Source organism: Kineosporia rhizophila (assembly GCF_021277265.1).
Lineage (GTDB): Bacteria > Actinomycetota > Actinomycetes > Actinomycetales > Kineosporiaceae > Kineosporia > Kineosporia rhizophila.
In genome coordinates, this window is sequence record NZ_JAJSOH010000047.1 from 22,364 (window position 1) to 38,070 (window position 15,707).

Consider the following 15,707-nt stretch of genomic DNA (forward strand, 5'->3'; position numbering starts at 1 on the left):
CGATGGACTTCCCCTGGCTGACGGTGATCGGAGCCGTCCCTCTGGTGGGCTCGGTCGTGGTCGCGGCCCTGCCCAAGGCCCTGGCGCCCCGGGCCCGGCTCGTCGCGCTCGGCGTCTCGCTGGCCACCTTCGTGCTCACCGTGGTCGCGGCGGTGCAGTTCGACGTCGCCCGGGCCGGTGAGATCCAGCTCGCCGAACAGCACTCCTGGATCGGCGAGTTCGGGGTCAGCTACGCGGTCGGCGTGAACGGCATCGGCCTGGTCATGGTGGCGCTGTCCACCGTGCTGGTGCCGCTGTGCGTGCTGGCCGCCTGGAACGAGATCGACGACGACCAGGCCCGGCTGTTCTTCGGCCTGGTGCTGGTGCTCGAGGCGATGATGGTCGGCGTCTTCGCGGCCCGCGACCTGTTCCTGTTCTACGTGTTCTTCGAGGCCATGCTGATCCCGGTCTACTTCCTGATCGGGGCCTTCGGCTCGAGCGAGCGCCGCCGCTACACCGCGGTCAAGTTCCTGGTCTACTCGCTCGTCGGCGGGCTGGTCATGCTGGTCGGGGTGATCGGCCTCTACGGCGCCGGCCCGGGCGGCGAAGAAGGCTTCCTGATCGACAACCTGACCGGGCTGGAGTTCTCCAGCAGCACGGCCGAGCGGCTGATGTTCGTGGCGTTCTTCATCGCCTTCGCGATCAAGGCGCCGATGTGGCCGGTGCACACCTGGCTGCCGGACGCCACCGACGAGGCCCCGGCCGGGGTGTCGGTGCTGCTGGTCGGGGTGCTCGACAAGGTCGGCACGTTCGGCATGCTCACCCTCTGCCTGCCGCTGTTCCCCGAGGCCAGCAAGTGGGCGGCGCCCGTGGTCCTGGCCCTGGCCGTGGTCAGCGTGCTCTACGGGGCGCTGCTGGCGATCGGCCAGACCGACCTGAAGCGGCTGATCGCCTACACCTCGATCTCCCACTTCGGGTTCATCGTGCTGGGCATCTTCGCGATGACCTCGACCGGGCAGACCGGCTCGACCCTCTACATGGTCAACCACGGCTTCTCCACCGCCGCCCTGTTCCTGGTGGCCGGCATGCTGATCCGCCGCCGCGGCTCGGCCGACATCGACGACTTCGGCGGCCTGCAGCGCAGCACCCCGGTGCTGGCCGCGGGCTTCCTGCTGGCCGGCCTGTCCAGCCTGGCGCTGCCCGGCATGTCCAGCTTCGTCAGCGAGTTCATGGTGCTGACCGGCACCTTCGTGAAGTACCCGGCGGTGGCCGTGCTGGCCACCCTGGGCATCGTCCTGGCCGCGCTGTACATCCTGCTCACCTACCAGCGGATGTTCACCGGCCCGGTGCGGGAGTACGCCGGGGGCTGGAAGGACGCCAGCGCCCGCGAGGTCTGGGTCGTCGCCCCGCTGGTCGTGGTGATCCTGTTCCTGGGCGTCTACCCCAAGCCGGTGCTGGACGTCATCAACCCGGCCATCTCAACCACGATGCAGCAGGTCGGCGTGACGGATCCGGCGCCGACCGTGGCAGTTGAGGGAGAAGACAAGTGAACGCTCCTTCGGTCGACTACGCCGCGGTGGCGCCGATGCTGATCGTCTTCGTCGCCGCGCTGCTCGCAGTGCTCGTCGAGGCGTTCGCACCCCGCACCGCCCGCTTCGTCAGCCAGGTCGTCCTGGCCTCCGTCGGCATCGCCGCGGCCCTGATCAGCGTGGTCTACCTGGGCACCCAGGAGAAGTCGGTGACCACCGCGGGCGGGGCCGTGGTGATCGACGGCCCGGCGCTGTTCCTGCAGGGCACCATCCTGGTGCTGGGCCTGATGGCCCTGCTGACGATGGCCGACGAGGCCCCCGAGTCCGGGGCCTTCACCGCCCAGGCCTCGGCCGTGCCCGGCTCGGTCGACGAGGCCCGGGCCGCCCGCGCCGGCCTGGTGCAGACCGAGGTCTACCCGCTGATCCTGTTCTCGATGGTCGGCATGCTGCTCTTCCCGGCCTCGAACGACCTGCTCACCATGTTCATCGCGCTCGAGGTGCTCTCCCTGCCGCTGTACCTGCTGTGCGGCCTGGCCCGCCGGCGTCGGCTCCTGTCCCAGGAGGCGTCGCTGAAGTACTTCCTGCTCGGGGCCTTCTCGTCGGCGTTCTTCCTGTTCGGCTCGGCCCTGCTGTACGGCTTCGCCGGCTCGGTGCGGCTGTCCGACATCGCCGCCGCGATCTCCGACGGCAGCACCGGCACCGCCGCCTCGGCCGTGGTCGGCAAGGACGGCCTGCTCCTGCTCGGCGTCGGCCTGCTGGCGGTCGGCCTGCTGTTCAAGGTCGGCGCGTTCCCGTTCCAGTCCTGGACCCCGGACGTCTACCAGGGCGCCCCCACCCCGGTCACCGGGTTCATGGCGGCCTGCACCAAGGTGGCCGCGTTCGGCGCCCTGCTGCGCATCGCCTACGTGGCCCTGCCCGGGGTGCGCTGGGACTGGCAGCCGGTGATCTGGGTGGTCGCCGCGCTGACCATGCTGATCGGCTCGATCATCGCGATCGTCCAGGCCGACGTGAAGCGGATGCTGGCCTACTCCTCGATCGCGCACGCCGGGTTCATCCTGGTCGGGCTGCTGGCGATGGACCGCGACGGCATCGGCAGCGTGCTCTTCTACCTGGCCGCCTACGGCTTCACCACGGTCGGGGCGTTCGCCCTGGTGACCCTGGTGCGCACCTCCACGCCGGAGGGCGGAGTCGGTGGTGAGGCGACTCACCTCTCCCAGTGGCAGGGCCTGGCCAAGCGCTCGCCGCTGCTCGCGTTCACCTTCACGCTGTTCCTGCTGGCCTTCGCCGGAATCCCGCTGACCAGCGGTTTCACCGGTAAGTTCGCGGTCTTCTCGGCCGCCGTCGACCAGGCCCCGTGGGGTCCGGGACTGGTCCTGGTGGGCGTCGCGGCCAGCGCCATCGCGGTGTTCTTCTACATCCGGGTCATCGTGCTGATGTACTTCAATGACTCGGTAGGGGATGCTGTCACCGTGACCCGCCCCGGAGCCCTGACGATCTTCGCCGTCGGCGTCGGTGTCGTCGCGACGATCGGGCTCGGCGTACTGCCCGCCGCCGCCCTTCAATTGGCCAATAGTTCGTCGGTGTTCTTACCGTGAGTGCTGTGACCGCTTCCCTGGATCTGCCGGTGGTTGACGCCGCCCTTGCCGAGTCCGTCCGTGTCGGCATGGAGACGATCGAGTCCCGGCTGCGAGAGGCGGTCCAGCAGGCCGACCAGCTCGCCGACACCGCCTCCCGTCACCTGGTGGAGGCGGGCGGCAAGCGGATCCGCCCGATGCTCACCCTGCTCGCCGCCAGCCTGGGCGACGGGAGCCGTCCCGAGGTGGTCGAGGCCGGGGTGGTGGTCGAGCTGACCCACCTGGCCTCGCTCTACCACGACGACGTGATGGACTCGGCCGACCAGCGCCGGGGGACCGCCGCGGCCCACCTGGTGTGGGGCAATCAGGTGGCGATCCTGGTCGGCGACCTGCTCTTCGCCCGGGCCTCCCGGGTGGTGGCCGACCTCGGCCCGGAGGCGGTGAACATCCAGGCGGCCACCTTCGAGCGGCTCTGCCTGGGCCAGATGCACGAGACCGTGGGCCCCTCGCCGGCCGACGACCCGATCGCGCACTACCTGCAGGTGCTGGGCGACAAGACCGGTTCGCTGATCGCCACCGCGGGCCGCTTCGGCGCCATGTTCGGCGGCTGCCCGCCCGAGACGGTCGACATCATGGTGCGCTACGGCGAGCTCGTCGGGGTGGCCTTCCAGCTCGCCGACGACGTGATCGACCTGTCCAGCGCGGGCCGGGTGTCGGGCAAGGTGCAGGGCACCGACCTGCGCGAGGGCGTGCCCACCCTGCCCACGCTGCTGGCCCGCCGGGCGGCCGGCAACGGCGACGCCGAGGCCGCGCGAATCGTGGCCATGCTCGACGGCGACCTCTCGGAGGACGCCCGGCTGGCCGAGACCATCGCCGCGCTGAACGAGCACAAGGTGATGGACGCGGCCCGCGACGAGGCCGCCCGCTGGGCCCAGGAGGCGATCGCCACCCTGGACCCGCTGCCGGAGTCACCGGCCAAGGTGGCCCTGCGGCAGTTCGCCGAGGCCGTGGTGGACCGCACCCGCTGACCCTTCGCACGAGCCCGGCTGACATCTGCGCAGCCGGGCTTTCAGTGCTTTTGGACGTTTGTGGGTTTGCCTTTGTCGCGCACTGTTCGGTATTTTCCCAATTGACGCGGACGACTGGGGGGAGCGACATGAGCGCCGAGCCCGTGTACTACAGCCACTCCGGGGCCGACAATGATGCGGTGACGGATGACTACGAGCCGGTCCCGGACTGGGTGCGCAAGCCCGGCGGATTCACCGTGGACGAATTCTTCCGGCTGCCGAACCTCCCCCCGCACACCGAGCTGATCGACGGGGAACTGGTTTTCGTGAGCCCGCACGCGAGGTTCCACATGAGGATGCTCAGACTCTTGGAACGGGTGCTTGATGACGCTGTTCCAGGTCACCTCGAGGTGATCCGCGAGATGAACGTGGTCATCGGTGATCGTCAGGCGCCGGAGCCGGACCTCTCCGTCATCCCGCTCGATGCGGTGAACGGCCTCCGGGACACGCGCTACCCGGCCGAGGTCGTGCTTCTGGCGGTCGAGGTGGAGTCGCCCGACTCCGAGCTGCGCGACCGGGAGCGCAAGCCACAGCTCTACGCCCAGGGCGGGATCCCGCACTACTGGCGGGTGGCGCAAGTGGACGGCAAGCCGGTTGTCCATGTCTACCGGCTCGACCCCGAGACCAAGTCGTATGTACTCACCGGCGTCCACCACGAGCGTCTCAGATCGAGTGAGCCCTTCGACGTCGACGTAGACCTCACCCACTTCGACCGGCCGGTCCGCGCCACCTGAACCGACCTCACCTGGAGACAAACCCGACCCTCAGGTAGCTTCGAAGGGTGGGTTCTGCAATGTCGCTGAAGGTGAGGGCCGGGTCATGAATCGCGCACCCCGCGAGGACTCCGACGAGAAAGATGTCGAGGTCGGTCAGCACAAGGACTACGCGGCCGGGGTCCCCGGCGTCTACCACGCGCTCAAGATCTCGTACCAGCAGATGGGCGCCCAGCGCACGGCCCGCACGCTGCTGAAGCTGAACCAGAAAGACGGGTTCGACTGCCCGGGCTGCGCCTGGCCGGAGAAGGACAAGCGGCACGTCGCGGAGTTCTGCGAGAACGGCGCCAAGGCGGTCGCCGAGGAGGCCACCCGGCGCCTGGTCGACGCCGACTTCTTCGCCAAGCACTCGGTGCACGAGCTGAACCAGAAGACCGACTGGTGGCTGGGTCAGCAGGGCCGCCTGGTCGAGCCGATGATCAAACCCGCCGGGCAGGACCACTACCGCCCGATCAGCTGGGACGCCGCGTTCGACCTGATCGCCACCGAGTTGCGCGGTCTGGACAGCCCCGACCGGGCCACCTTCTACACCTCCGGCCGGACCAGCAACGAGGCCGCGTTCGTGTACCAGCTGATGGTCCGCGCGCTGGGCACGAACAACCTGCCCGACTGCTCGAACATGTGTCACGAGTCGTCCGGCTCGGCGCTCACCGACGCGATCGGGGTGGGCAAGGGCAGCGTGCAGCTCGAAGACCTGGAGCAGGCCGAGCTGATCGTGGTGATGGGCCAGAACCCGGGCACCAACCACCCGCGCATGCTCTCCACCCTCGAGGTGGCCAAGCAGAACGGCGCGGTGATCGTGGCGGTGAACCCGCTGCCCGAGGCCGGCCTGATCAACTTCCACAACCCGCAGACCCCCAAGGGCGTGGTCGGCGGCGGCACCGACATGGCCGACGACTTCCTGCAGATCCGGCTCGGCGGTGACCAGGCCCTGCTGATGGCCGTGGCGCAGATCCTGCTGCAGGACGAGTCGGTGGTCGATCGCGCCTTCATCGACGAGTACACGGCCGGTTTCGACGAGTACGCGGCCCACGTGAAGGGCCTGGACCTGGCCGAGCTGGTCGCCGCCACCGGCCTGACCGAGCCGGAGGTGCGCGGCCTGGCTGCCCGGTTCGCCGCCTCCAGCAAGACGATCGTCTGCTGGGCGATGGGCATCACCCAGCACAAGCACTCCGTGGCCACGATCCGCGAGATCGTGAACGTGCTGCTGATCCAGGGCAACCTGGGCCGGCCCGGCGCCGGGGTGTGCCCGGTGCGCGGGCACAGCAACGTCCAGGGTGACCGCACGATGGGCATTTTCGAGAAGATGCCCGAGTGGTTCATGGACAACCTGCAGCAGGAGTTCGGGTTCGACCCGCCGCGTGAGCACGGCTTCGACACCGTCAACAGCATCCGGGCGATGCGCGACGGGAAGATCGACGTGTTCATGGCGGTCGGCGGCAACTTCATCCGGGCCACCCCGGACAGCGAGGTGACCGAGGCCGCGCTGCGCAGATGCCGTCTGACGGTGCAGGTCTCGACCAAGCTGAACCGCTCGCACACGGTCTGCGGCGACACCGCGCTGATCCTGCCCACCCTGGGCCGCACCGACCGCGACTTCCAGGCCTCCGGTGAGCAGAGGGTCAGCGTGGAGGACTCGATGAGCCGGGTCCACGCCTCCCGGGGCAACCTGAAACCGCCGTCGGAGAACCTGCTCTCAGAGGTGTCGATCCTGACCCGGCTGGCCCGGCGCGCGGTCGGCGACAAGGTGGACGTGCCCTGGGAGGAGTTCGAGGCCGACTACCGCACCATTCGCAGCAGCATCTCCCGCGTGGTGCCGGGCTTCGACGAGTACGAGAGCAAGCTGGAGAACCCGAACGGCTTCACCCTGCCGCACGCCTCACGCAGCCGGCGGTTCCCCACCCACAGCGGCCGCGCCAACTTCGCCGCGCTCCCGCTGGAATACCCCAGGATCCCCGAAGGACGCCTGCTGCTGCAGACCCTGCGCAGCCACGACCAGTACAACACCACCATCTACGGCCTGGACGACCGCTACCGCGGCATCAAGAACGGCCGTCGCGTGGTCTTCGTGAACGCGGACGACCTGGTGGCGCTGGGATTCGAGGACGGCGAGATGGTCGACCTGGTCTCGGAGTGGGTGGACGGGATCGAGCGCCGCGCCCAGGACTTCCGGGTGGTCAAGTACAACACCGCCAAGGGCTGCGCAGCCGCCTACTACCCCGAGACGAACGTCCTGGTGCCCCTGGACAGCGTGGCCGACGTGAGCAACACCCCGGCCTCCAAGTCGGTGCTCATCCGGCTCGAGAAGCGCTAGGAGACGCTCGCCTCGACCTGGGTGGCGGCGAGCCGCTGGGCTCGCTGCCGCCGGGCGGCGCGCAGGCTGTCGGCGGTCAGGACCACCAGGGCCAGCCAGACCAGGCCGAACCCGGCCCAGCGGGAGGCGGGCATGTGCTCGTCCAGAACCAGTACGCCGCAGAGGAACTGCAGCACGGGCGTGAGGTACTGCAGCAGCCCCATCGTGGACAACGGTACCCGGCTGGCCGCCGCCGCGAAGAGCAGCAGGGGAGCGATGGTGACGATGCCGGTGCTGGCCAGGAGCAGGGCCTGCCAGGGCGGGTTGTGGCCGATCGTGCTGTCGCCGTTGAGCGCCAGCACCACCAGCCCGACCACCGCGAACGGCGCCAGCACGAGGTTCTCGGTGCTCAGCCCGGCCAGGGCGCTGACCCCGCCGTTGCTGCCGACCTGCTTCTTCAGCAGGCCGTAGGTGCCGAAGGAGAGGGCCAGGGTGAGCGCGATGGTCGGGACATGCCCGTAGTTCACCGTGAGCACGATGCCCGCGACCACCCCGATCAGCACCGCCACCCACTGCAGCACGCGCAGTCGCTCGCGGAGGACCAGCACGCCCAGGGCCACCGTGATCAGCGGGTTCAAAAAGTAGCCGAGCGCGGCCTCGACCACCTGGTCGCTGTTCACCGCGTAGATGTAGACGCCCCAGTTGAGCGCGATCAGGAACGCGGCCGAACCGAGCAGCCGCACCTGCCGGCGGTTACGCAGCACGGCGCGCATCTCGGCCCACGAGCGCAGGGCGGCGAGCAGGGCCAGGCAGGCGAGGCCGCTGAAGACGATCCGGTAGAGCAGCACCTCGAACGCCCCCGACTCCTGCAGGAGCCGGAAGTACAGCGGGAAGCAGCCCCAGAGCAGATAGCTCGTGAAGCCGTAGGCGATGCCCCTACGGACGTCCGGATTCATCCCACGATTCTAGGAGGCAGATTGCGTGGGGAGCCTCCAACGGGCCTGGCTGAGCGTGTGAATCGGCTGGTCGGAGCGGTTCCAGGGCGCTCGGTGAACCTCTTGCAGGGGTTTGCGGGCCCAACGCACCACGTCGTCAGCCACGACGACGCCCCATCGGCCGGGTAGAGGTTCGCCGACGAACACGGCGGAACTCAGCAGCAGCACCGGCTGGAGCGGCTCTTCTGGTTCGCCGTAGAGGGGTGCGGTCCTGAGCGGTTCGGCCGGGCTGGAGGCACTGCGGGTGGGCAGCATGGCGAAGGGCCTCGACGGGGCCTGCCCCTGGGCCGGATGGCCGTGAAGGTAGACGTAGCGCGAGCGCAGACCGGCCAGCACGGAGTACTCCGGCAGGCCCCCGCGGCGCAGCCGTCCGAGGAATCGGCGCTGGCCGGCGAGCCGCCAGATCACCGCGGCGGCCAGCGTGAGCAGCCAGCCCGTCGCGGCCAGGAAGCCGCCGAACTTACTCGGTTCGGCCTCCAGTTCGGCGGCGTCCGGGTCCTGCGGGTCGTAGCGCACCCGGGCGGGGTCTCCGACGCGATAGGTGTCCTGGGCGTCGATGTTCCAGGTGGTGCCGTCGGTGTGCTCGAGCACGAGATCGCCGAACTCGTCCAGGGCAGTCACCCGGGCGTCGACCACCACGCTGCGTTCGAACCAGTCGTCCCGGGCCTGGGAGGCCAAGATGTAGAGGGCGGCGAAAAGGGTTGCGAAGACGAGCAGAACCGTGGTGACGGCGGTAGGGATGATCCAGAACGCGGCCGGCATGCGCAGGTGCGGACGAGGACCGGCGACCGCTGCGGCCGGTATGTCCGGCCGGATGGCGGCCTGTCGGCGGTACCGGTCGTACTGCACCACTGCGAGCACCACGCAGCAGGCCAGACCGTGCAGGCCGATCGACAGGTCCTCGCCCGCATCGAACGAGAACACCAGGAAGAGCACGCCCCAGAGCCCGCCGAGCAACAGCCCGGCCCGGGGAGCGATCCAGAGCAGGAACGGGACGGCGAACAGGCTGCCGGTGGCCAGCGCCGTGTCCACACCCCAGTCGGTGCAGGCGGCCGGGTTGTCCCGGCACTGCACCGACTCACCCGGATCACGGTTCAGCACCGCGTAGAACCAGGCCAGGCTCAGCACCACCTGGGTCAGCCACCACGGGGCGAGAGCCCGCCCGACTGTGCGGCCCTGCTCCTGCCACACCACCAGCGGCTCGGCCGCTCCACCCACCCTGCTCGTCACCCTCCCACGGTGACAGGCCCACGGCCGCTGAGGCAGACGTCCATCGTTATCGGTGCCCCAAGAACAAAACCGACTTGAGGACGTCGGTGAGCACCGACGTCCTCAAGTCGCCTTTCGTTCGTGCTCAGGTCACGGGTCAGTCGGTGACCGTCCAGGTGTCCCGGCCGGCCAGCAGGGCGGCCAGGTCGTCGTCGGTGGCGGGGCCGTTGTTCGCCTCGACCGCCCCGTTCACCTGGGCTCGCACCAGGTCGTCGTAGGCGGGGCGGGCGACCTTGCGGAACACGCCGAGCGGGACGTGCGAGAGGGTCTCCTCGTCCAGCCGGGAGAGCGCGAACTGGGTGGCCGGGTTGGGGTTCTCGGCGTCGTGCACGAGCAGGTCGGACTCGCTCACCGAGGCCACGTCGACCACCTGCAGGGTGCCGTCGGCGGCCCGGACCACACCGCGTGCGCCCTCGGCGCCGAACCGGACCGGTTCACCGTGCTCCAGCCGGATCAGCCGGGCCTGGGCCTCGTCCTTGTCCTTCAGCACGTCGAACGCACCGTCGTTGAAGATCGGGCAGTTCTGGTAGATCTCCACCAGCGCCGAGCCGCGGTGCTCCACGGCCTGGCGCAGCACGCTGGTCAGGTGCTTGCGGTCGGAGTCGAGCGTGCGGGCGACGAAGGTGGCCTCGGCGCCCAGGGCCAGCGAGATCGGGTTGAACGGGGTGTCCACCGAGCCGACCGGGGTGGACTTGGTGATCTTGCCGGGCTCGGAGGTGGGTGAGTACTGGCCCTTGGTCAGCCCGTAGATCCGGTTGTTGAACAGCAGGATGGTCAGGTTCACGTTGCGGCGCAGGGCGTGGATCAGGTGGTTGCCGCCGATCGAGAGCGCGTCCCCGTCACCGGTGACCACCCAGACGTTGAGGTCGGGACGGGCGGTGGCCAGGCCGGTGGCGATCGCCGGGGCGCGGCCGTGGATCGAGTGCAGGCCGTAGGTGTCGAGGTAGTAGGGGAAACGCGAGGAGCAGCCGATGCCGGAGACACAGACCACGTTCTCCCGCCGGATGCCGAGCTCGGGCAGGAAGCCCTGCACGGCGGCCAGGATCGCGTAGTCGCCGCAGCCGGGGCACCAGCGCACCTCGGCGCCGGAGGTGAAGTCCTTACGGGTCTGCCGGGCGTCTTCCGGGGTCAGGTGCGGCACTCCGGCCAGGCCGGAGAGCACGGTCGGCATGCCGAGTTCGGTGGTCATCTCAGAAGCCCTCTCGGATCTCGGTGGCGAGCGAGGTGATCGCGGTGGCGATCTCGGCCGAGCTGAACGGCAGGCCGCGCACCTGGTTGTAACCGCGGGCGTCGACCAGGTACTTCGCCCGCAGCAACAGGGCCAGCTGGCCGAGGTTCATCTCCGGGATCAGCACCCGCCGGTAGCGCTTCAGCACCTCGCCGGTGTTGGCCGGGAACGGGTTCAGGTGGCGCAGGTGCGCGGTGGCGACCTTGGTCTGCGAGCGGCGCGCCTCGCGGGCCCCGGCGGCGATCGGGCCGAACGTGCTGCCCCAGCCGATCACCAGCACGTCGGCGTCGCCGGTGGGGTCGTCGACCTCCAGTGGGGGCACGTCGATGCCGTCGACCTTGGCCTGGCGCAGCCGCACCATCTTGTCGTGGTTGTCCGGGTCGTAGCTGATCTCGCCCGTGCCGTCGGCCTTTTCGATGCCGCCGATGCGGTGCTCGAGACCGGCCACGCCGGGTGGCGCCCAGGGCCGGGCCAGCGTCTCCGGATCCCGGTCGTAGGGACGGAACGGTCCGGTGCCGGGCTGGGCGAACTGCGTGTGCAGGTCGGGCAGGTCGCTGACCGAGGGCAGCTGCCAGGGCTCGGAACCGTTGGCCAGGTAGCCGTCGGACAGCAGCAGCACCGGCGTGCGGTACTTGGTGGCCACCCGCACGGCCTCGATCGCGGCGTCGAAGCAGTCGGCGGGGGAGCGCGGGGCGATCACCGGCACCGGTGACTCGCCGTTGCGGCCGTACATGGCCTGCAGCAGGTCGGACTGCTCGGTCTTGGTGGGCAGGCCGGTGGACGGGCCGCCGCGCTGCACGTCCACGATGACCAGCGGCAGTTCCAGGGAGACGGCCAGGCCGATGGTCTCGCTCTTCAGGGCCAGGCCGGGGCCGGAGGTGGTGGTGACCCCGATCGCGCCGCCGTACGAGGCGCCCAGCGCCGCGCCGATGGCCGAGATCTCGTCTTCGGCCTGGATGGTGGTGACGCCGAACTTCTTCATCCCCGACAGCGCGTGCAGGATGTCCGAGGCCGGGGTGATCGGGTACGAGCCGAGCACGATCGGCAGCCCGGAACGGTGCCCGGCGGCGACCAGCCCGTAGGCCAGCGCGGTGTTGCCGGTGACGTTCCGGTAGACGCCGGCCGGGGCGGGCGCCGGGGCGATCTCGTAGGAGACGGCGAAACCCTCGGTGGTCTCGCCGAACGCCCAGCCGGCCTTGAACGCGGCCAGGTTGGCGGCCAGGATCTCCGGGCGGCGGCCGAACTTGGTGTTCAGGAAGCGCTCGGTGCCCTCGGTCGGGCGGTTGTAGAGCCAGCAGAGCAGGCCCAGGGCGAACATGTTCTTGGAGCGCTCGGCGTCCTTGCGGGAGAGGCCGAACTCCTTCAGCGCCTCGACCGTCAGGCTGGTCAGCGGCACCGGGTGCACCTGCCAGGACTCCAGCGAGCCGTCCTCGACCGGGCTGGCGGTGAAGCCGACCTTGGCCAGGTTCCGCTTGGTGAACTCGTCGGTGTTCACGATGATCGTCTTGCCGCGGGGCAGGTCGGCCAGGTTGGCCTTGAGCGCCGCCGGGTTCATCGCCACGAGCACGTCGGGCGCGTCGCCGGGGGTGAGCACGTCGTGGTCGGCGAAGTGCAGCTGGAAGCTGGAGACACCGGGCAGGGTGCCCTGGGGAGCGCGGATCTCGGCGGGGAAGTTCGGCAGCGTGGCCAGGTCGTTGCCCAGCGAAGCGGTCTCCGCGGTGAAGCGGTCGCCGGTCAGCTGCATGCCGTCGCCGGAGTCACCGGCGAACCGGATCACCACGCTGTCGATCCGCTCGACCCGGGGCCCGTCGGGCCGCTTGCTCGAATCTGTCGGGACCACAGCCGTGTCTTCCATGAAGTCTCCTCAGTCCGCCTGGCAGTGCCCGCGATCTTCGTCACGGTCGTGCTTGCGCCCGCACCTCAGTGTCTCGCTGTGGGATGCTTCGCACCTTACTAAGGTTCCCCTTGGTCCTGGTGTTCTGCTAATGCAACCAGGGCGAGACATGCCGTCCACAACAGTGCAGCCGGCTCGGCGCGCCGCGTAGTCCTCCCGGTCTTGTGGTGTCACAGGTTCGCCTTGTGACGCGGCTAGCCTGACCCCATGCCCCTGTCACCGCGCGTGCCCGAGCTGACCGCGCTCGACCTGCTGCTGTCGGTGGCCCGTACCGGCAGCCTGGGCGCGGCGGCGCGGGAACACGGCATCAGCCAGCAGGCCGCGAGCGAGCGGATCCGGCGCCTGGAGGGCACTCTCGGTGTTCAGGTGCTGCGGCGCAGCCGGCAGGGCTCGAGCCTGACCACGGCCGGGGCGCTGGTCGCGGACTGGGCCGGGCAGCTCACCGAGCTCGCGGCCGGGCTGGAGGCCAGCGTGGCCGCGCTGCGCGCCGAGCGGCACGCCCGGCTGCGGGTGGCTGCGAGCCTGACGGTGGCCGAGTACCTGATGCCCCGCTGGCTGGTCACTTTGCGGCACCAGGTCGAGGCCCGGGGAGACGAACTGTCGGTCCAGCTGACGGCGACGAACTCGGAAGAGGTGGCCGAGCGGGTGCGCGACGGCCGGGCCGGGCTGGGGTTCGTCGAGGGCCCGTCCGCCCCCGAGAACCTGGCCTGGCGGGAGATCGGCACCGACTCGCTGGTCCTGGTGGTGCCCGCCGGCCATCCCTGGACACGGCGCCGCCGCCCGGTGGACGCGACCGAACTGGCCCGCACCCCGCTGGTCTCACGAGAGGCCGGGTCGGGCACCCGCCGGGCGCTCGAGGTGGCCCTGGAGACCGCGCTGGGCAGCGGGTACGAGCAGGCCGAGCCCCTGCTGGAGCTGTCCGGGACGGCCGCAGTACGAGGCGCCGTGCTGGCCGGCGCCGGGCCCGCAATGCTCAGCAGCCTGGCCGTGGCCGACGACGTGGCCTCGGGCCGGCTGCGCGCAGTGCCAGTGGGTGGACTCACCCTGGACCGGCGGCTGCTGGCGGTCTGGCCGCTGGGCAGCGCACCCCGCGGGCCGGCCTCGGACCTGCTGACGATCGCGGTCAGAGGACGAGTGAAGCGCTAGGTCGATTTCTGCAGCCCCACGCCCACAGCGGGGTTCTGCTGGTCCAGGTCCGCTCCGGGGCAGCCTGTACGCGGCAAACACTCAGCCGCCCCCGCCCAGAATCCGCAGGCGCCCACCTCATCAGAGCCGCCCACCGGCCAAACCCAGGCTGCCTGCTGGTCCAAGCCGGGCAGCTGCCTGCTGGCCGAATCTGGGTTGCCTGCTGGCCGAATCTGGGTTGCCTGCTGGCCGAATCTGGGTTGCCTGCTGGCCGAATCTGGGCTGCCCGCCGGCCGAGCCCAGGCCGCCCGCCAGCCATACCTCGGCCGTCCCGGCCTGTCCGTGGCCATTGACACGGCCAGACCCAGGCCGTCACCGGGCACCTTTCTGGGCTCCTGTGCCGATCCACAGGGCTGGACAAGGGCTGGCCGGGGTCGTGCTGGTCTGATCGACGATGTGTACACCTGGTACACCGTGTACCAAGTGTCCACGTTCATTGCCTGACCATGCCCACCGCCGGCTGCAGACCGCTCGCCGAGCACCATGAGCCGGGCGCCGTGAGCCGGGCGCCGTGAGCCGGGCGCCGTGAGCCGGGCACCGACTCGGACCCGGCCGTTGCATGCGCCTGACCTCGCGCCGCCAGCCCGAGAACCTGCAGTTGACCGGCCCTCAGTCTTTGACGGCGGGCTCGGCAAAGTCCCTGCTCTCAGGGAGCGATGCTCAACGGGCTCAGCCGATCCCGTCGGGCCCGGACACCCGCTGCGCCGGACGAGCGGTCGGCCACCGTGCCGGGGCAGAACCACAACGGAACCTAGGCCTGCAGCACCACCACGACGGCGGTCAGGGCCAGCTGGGCCAGGGCGATCGGGACCAGCCCGGCCCAGGCCAGGCGCTGCAGCTGGTCCTCGCGTAGCCGGGGCCAGGCCACCCGCAGCCAGATCACCACCACCGCGACCAGGCCGGTCTTCAGCAGGGTCCACAGGGGGCCCAGCGTCTCGGAGAACGGGCCGTGCCAGCCGCCGAGGAACAGCACCGCGGTGAGCCCGGCCAGCACCACGATCCCGGCGTACTCGCTCAACAGGAACAACGCGAAACGCAGCCCGGTGTACTCGGTGTAGGGCCCGGCGACCAGCTCGGACTCGGCGATCGGCATGTCGAACGGGGGCCGCTGCACCTCGGCCAGCCCGGCCACCACGAACACCACCAGGGCCGGGAACTGCCAGATCAGCCACCACCACTGCCAGGCCTCGCCGATCCCGGTGAGCGAGAGCGTGCCCGCCGCCATGGCCACGCTGGCGGCGGCCAGGACCAGGGGGAGCTCGTAGGCCAGGAGCTGCGCGGCCGCCCGCATCGAACCGATCAGGGCGTACTTGTTGGCGCTGGACCAGCCGGCCATCAGCGTGCCGAGCACCGCCACCGCGCTGGCGGCCAGAACGAACAACAGGCCGGCGTCGACATCGGCGGCGACCCAGCCGGGACTGAGCGGGATCACGGACAGGGCGACGAGGTAGGGGACGAGGGCGACGGCGGGGGCCAGGCGGAAGACGGCGGCGTCGGCCCGCGCCGGAACGATGTCTTCTTTCTGGAGGAACTTCACCCCGTCGGCCACGAGCTGGGCCCAGCCGTGGAAACCGCCCGCGTACATCGGCCCCAGACGACCCTGCATGTGAGCCATGACCTTGTGCTCGGTCTGGCCCACGAGGAGGGGGAGGGTGAGGAAGGCGGCGAGCACGCAGACGGCGCGCAGGACGATCTCGCCGATCAGGGCGACATCGGGACTCATGCTTCGTCCTGTGCATCTGGGGAGGGGCGTGTGGCGGTGGGAGGCGGCGGCGCTGTGGGAGGGGGTGTGGTGGTGATCGGTGACGTTGGGGTCGAGGGACTCGTCGGAGCGGAAGGGGCCGTCGCGGCGGCTTTCCGGGCTGCGGCGGCGGCGCGGGAAATGCCGGCTGGGCGCTCGCGGCGGGGGGGGGGGGGGGGG

The 15,707-nt window shown here is 70.2% G+C and carries 11 protein-coding genes; 6 read left to right on the plus strand and 5 right to left on the minus strand.

Going from position 1 to position 15,707, the window contains the following annotated elements; genetic code table 11:
• Positions 1-2: 2 nt before the first annotated feature.
• The 5 genes from LWF15_RS34135 to LWF15_RS34155 all read left to right on the plus strand — a co-directional run bounded on the left by LWF15_RS34135 (position 3) and on the right by LWF15_RS34155 (position 7,236).
• The gene (locus tag LWF15_RS34135) at positions 3-1,529 is read left to right on the plus strand and encodes an NADH-quinone oxidoreductase subunit M (RefSeq protein WP_232815142.1); all 1,527 of its coding nucleotides are present in this window, start codon (positions 3-5) and stop codon (positions 1,527-1,529) included.
• Positions 1,526-3,103 carry an NADH-quinone oxidoreductase subunit NuoN gene (gene nuoN, locus LWF15_RS34140; RefSeq protein ID WP_232815143.1) on the plus strand — a complete coding sequence of 526 codons (1,578 nt, stop codon included), beginning with the start codon at positions 1,526-1,528 and terminating at the stop codon, positions 3,101-3,103. The genes LWF15_RS34135 and nuoN overlap by 4 nt, the downstream gene beginning before the upstream one ends.
• 5 nt (positions 3,104-3,108) lie before the next feature.
• On the plus strand, positions 3,109-4,110 hold the full coding sequence (locus tag LWF15_RS34145) for a polyprenyl synthetase family protein (protein WP_232815144.1): 1,002 nt from the start codon (positions 3,109-3,111) through the stop codon (positions 4,108-4,110).
• Between the two features lie 128 nt (positions 4,111-4,238).
• Positions 4,239-4,883: a Uma2 family endonuclease gene (locus LWF15_RS34150; RefSeq protein WP_232815145.1), complete on the plus strand. Its 645-nt coding sequence runs from the start codon at positions 4,239-4,241 to the stop codon at positions 4,881-4,883.
• An 85-nt stretch (positions 4,884-4,968) separates the two neighbouring features.
• Positions 4,969-7,236 carry an FdhF/YdeP family oxidoreductase gene (locus LWF15_RS34155; RefSeq protein WP_232815146.1) on the plus strand — a complete coding sequence of 756 codons (2,268 nt, stop codon included), beginning with the start codon at positions 4,969-4,971 and terminating at the stop codon, positions 7,234-7,236.
• On the opposite strand, the gene rarD is transcribed toward LWF15_RS34155, so the two are convergent.
• The 4 genes from rarD to LWF15_RS34175 all read right to left on the minus strand — a co-directional run bounded on the left by rarD (position 7,233) and on the right by LWF15_RS34175 (position 12,562).
• On the minus strand, positions 7,233-8,171 hold the full coding sequence (rarD, locus tag LWF15_RS34160) for an EamA family transporter RarD (RefSeq protein WP_232815147.1): 939 nt from the start codon (positions 8,169-8,171) through the stop codon (positions 7,233-7,235). The genes LWF15_RS34155 and rarD overlap by 4 nt on opposite strands.
• A gap of 9 nt (positions 8,172-8,180) precedes the next feature.
• Entirely contained in the window at positions 8,181-9,440 is a 1,260-nt protein-coding gene (locus tag LWF15_RS34165) for a DUF3592 domain-containing protein (protein WP_232815148.1), read from the minus strand.
• A 136-nt stretch (positions 9,441-9,576) separates the two neighbouring features.
• On the minus strand, positions 9,577-10,650 hold the full coding sequence (locus LWF15_RS34170; protein ID WP_408624598.1) for a 2-oxoacid:ferredoxin oxidoreductase subunit beta: 1,074 nt from the start codon (positions 10,648-10,650) through the stop codon (positions 9,577-9,579).
• A gap of 19 nt (positions 10,651-10,669) precedes the next feature.
• A complete protein-coding gene (locus LWF15_RS34175) occupies positions 10,670-12,562 on the minus strand; it encodes a 2-oxoacid:acceptor oxidoreductase subunit alpha (RefSeq protein WP_232815150.1) in 1,893 nt (630 codons plus the stop codon).
• Positions 12,563-12,808: 246 nt separating this feature from the next.
• Here LWF15_RS34175 and LWF15_RS34180 point away from each other — a divergent pair, with 246 nt between their 5' ends.
• Positions 12,809-13,747, plus strand: coding sequence for a LysR family transcriptional regulator (locus tag LWF15_RS34180; RefSeq protein ID WP_232815151.1), 939 nt, complete (start codon positions 12,809-12,811; stop codon positions 13,745-13,747).
• 790 nt (positions 13,748-14,537) lie between these two features.
• On the opposite strand, the gene nuoH is transcribed toward LWF15_RS34180, so the two are convergent.
• Positions 14,538-15,509: an NADH-quinone oxidoreductase subunit NuoH gene (gene nuoH / locus LWF15_RS34185; protein ID WP_232815152.1), complete on the minus strand. Its 972-nt coding sequence runs from the start codon at positions 15,507-15,509 to the stop codon at positions 14,538-14,540.
• Between the last annotated feature and the right edge of the window lie 198 nt (positions 15,510-15,707).

Bases quoted from the DNA above. Each gene is read 5' to 3' on its own strand.
- LWF15_RS34155 (WP_232815146.1), top strand. From the start codon at position 4,969: ATGAATCGCGCACCCCGCGAGGACTCCGACGAGAAAGATGTCGAGGTC.
- LWF15_RS34135 (WP_232815142.1), top strand. From the start codon at position 3: ATGGACTTCCCCTGGCTGACGGTGATCGGAGCCGTCCCTCTGGTGGGC.
- nuoH (WP_232815152.1), bottom strand. From the start codon at position 15,509: ATGAGTCCCGATGTCGCCCTGATCGGCGAGATCGTCCTGCGCGCCGTC.
- LWF15_RS34150 (WP_232815145.1), top strand. From the start codon at position 4,239: ATGAGCGCCGAGCCCGTGTACTACAGCCACTCCGGGGCCGACAATGAT.
- LWF15_RS34175 (WP_232815150.1), bottom strand. From the start codon at position 12,562: ATGGAAGACACGGCTGTGGTCCCGACAGATTCGAGCAAGCGGCCCGAC.
- LWF15_RS34170 (WP_408624598.1), bottom strand. From the start codon at position 10,650: ATGCCGACCGTGCTCTCCGGCCTGGCCGGAGTGCCGCACCTGACCCCG.
- LWF15_RS34180 (WP_232815151.1), top strand. From the start codon at position 12,809: ATGCCCCTGTCACCGCGCGTGCCCGAGCTGACCGCGCTCGACCTGCTG.
- rarD (WP_232815147.1), bottom strand. From the start codon at position 8,171: ATGAATCCGGACGTCCGTAGGGGCATCGCCTACGGCTTCACGAGCTAT.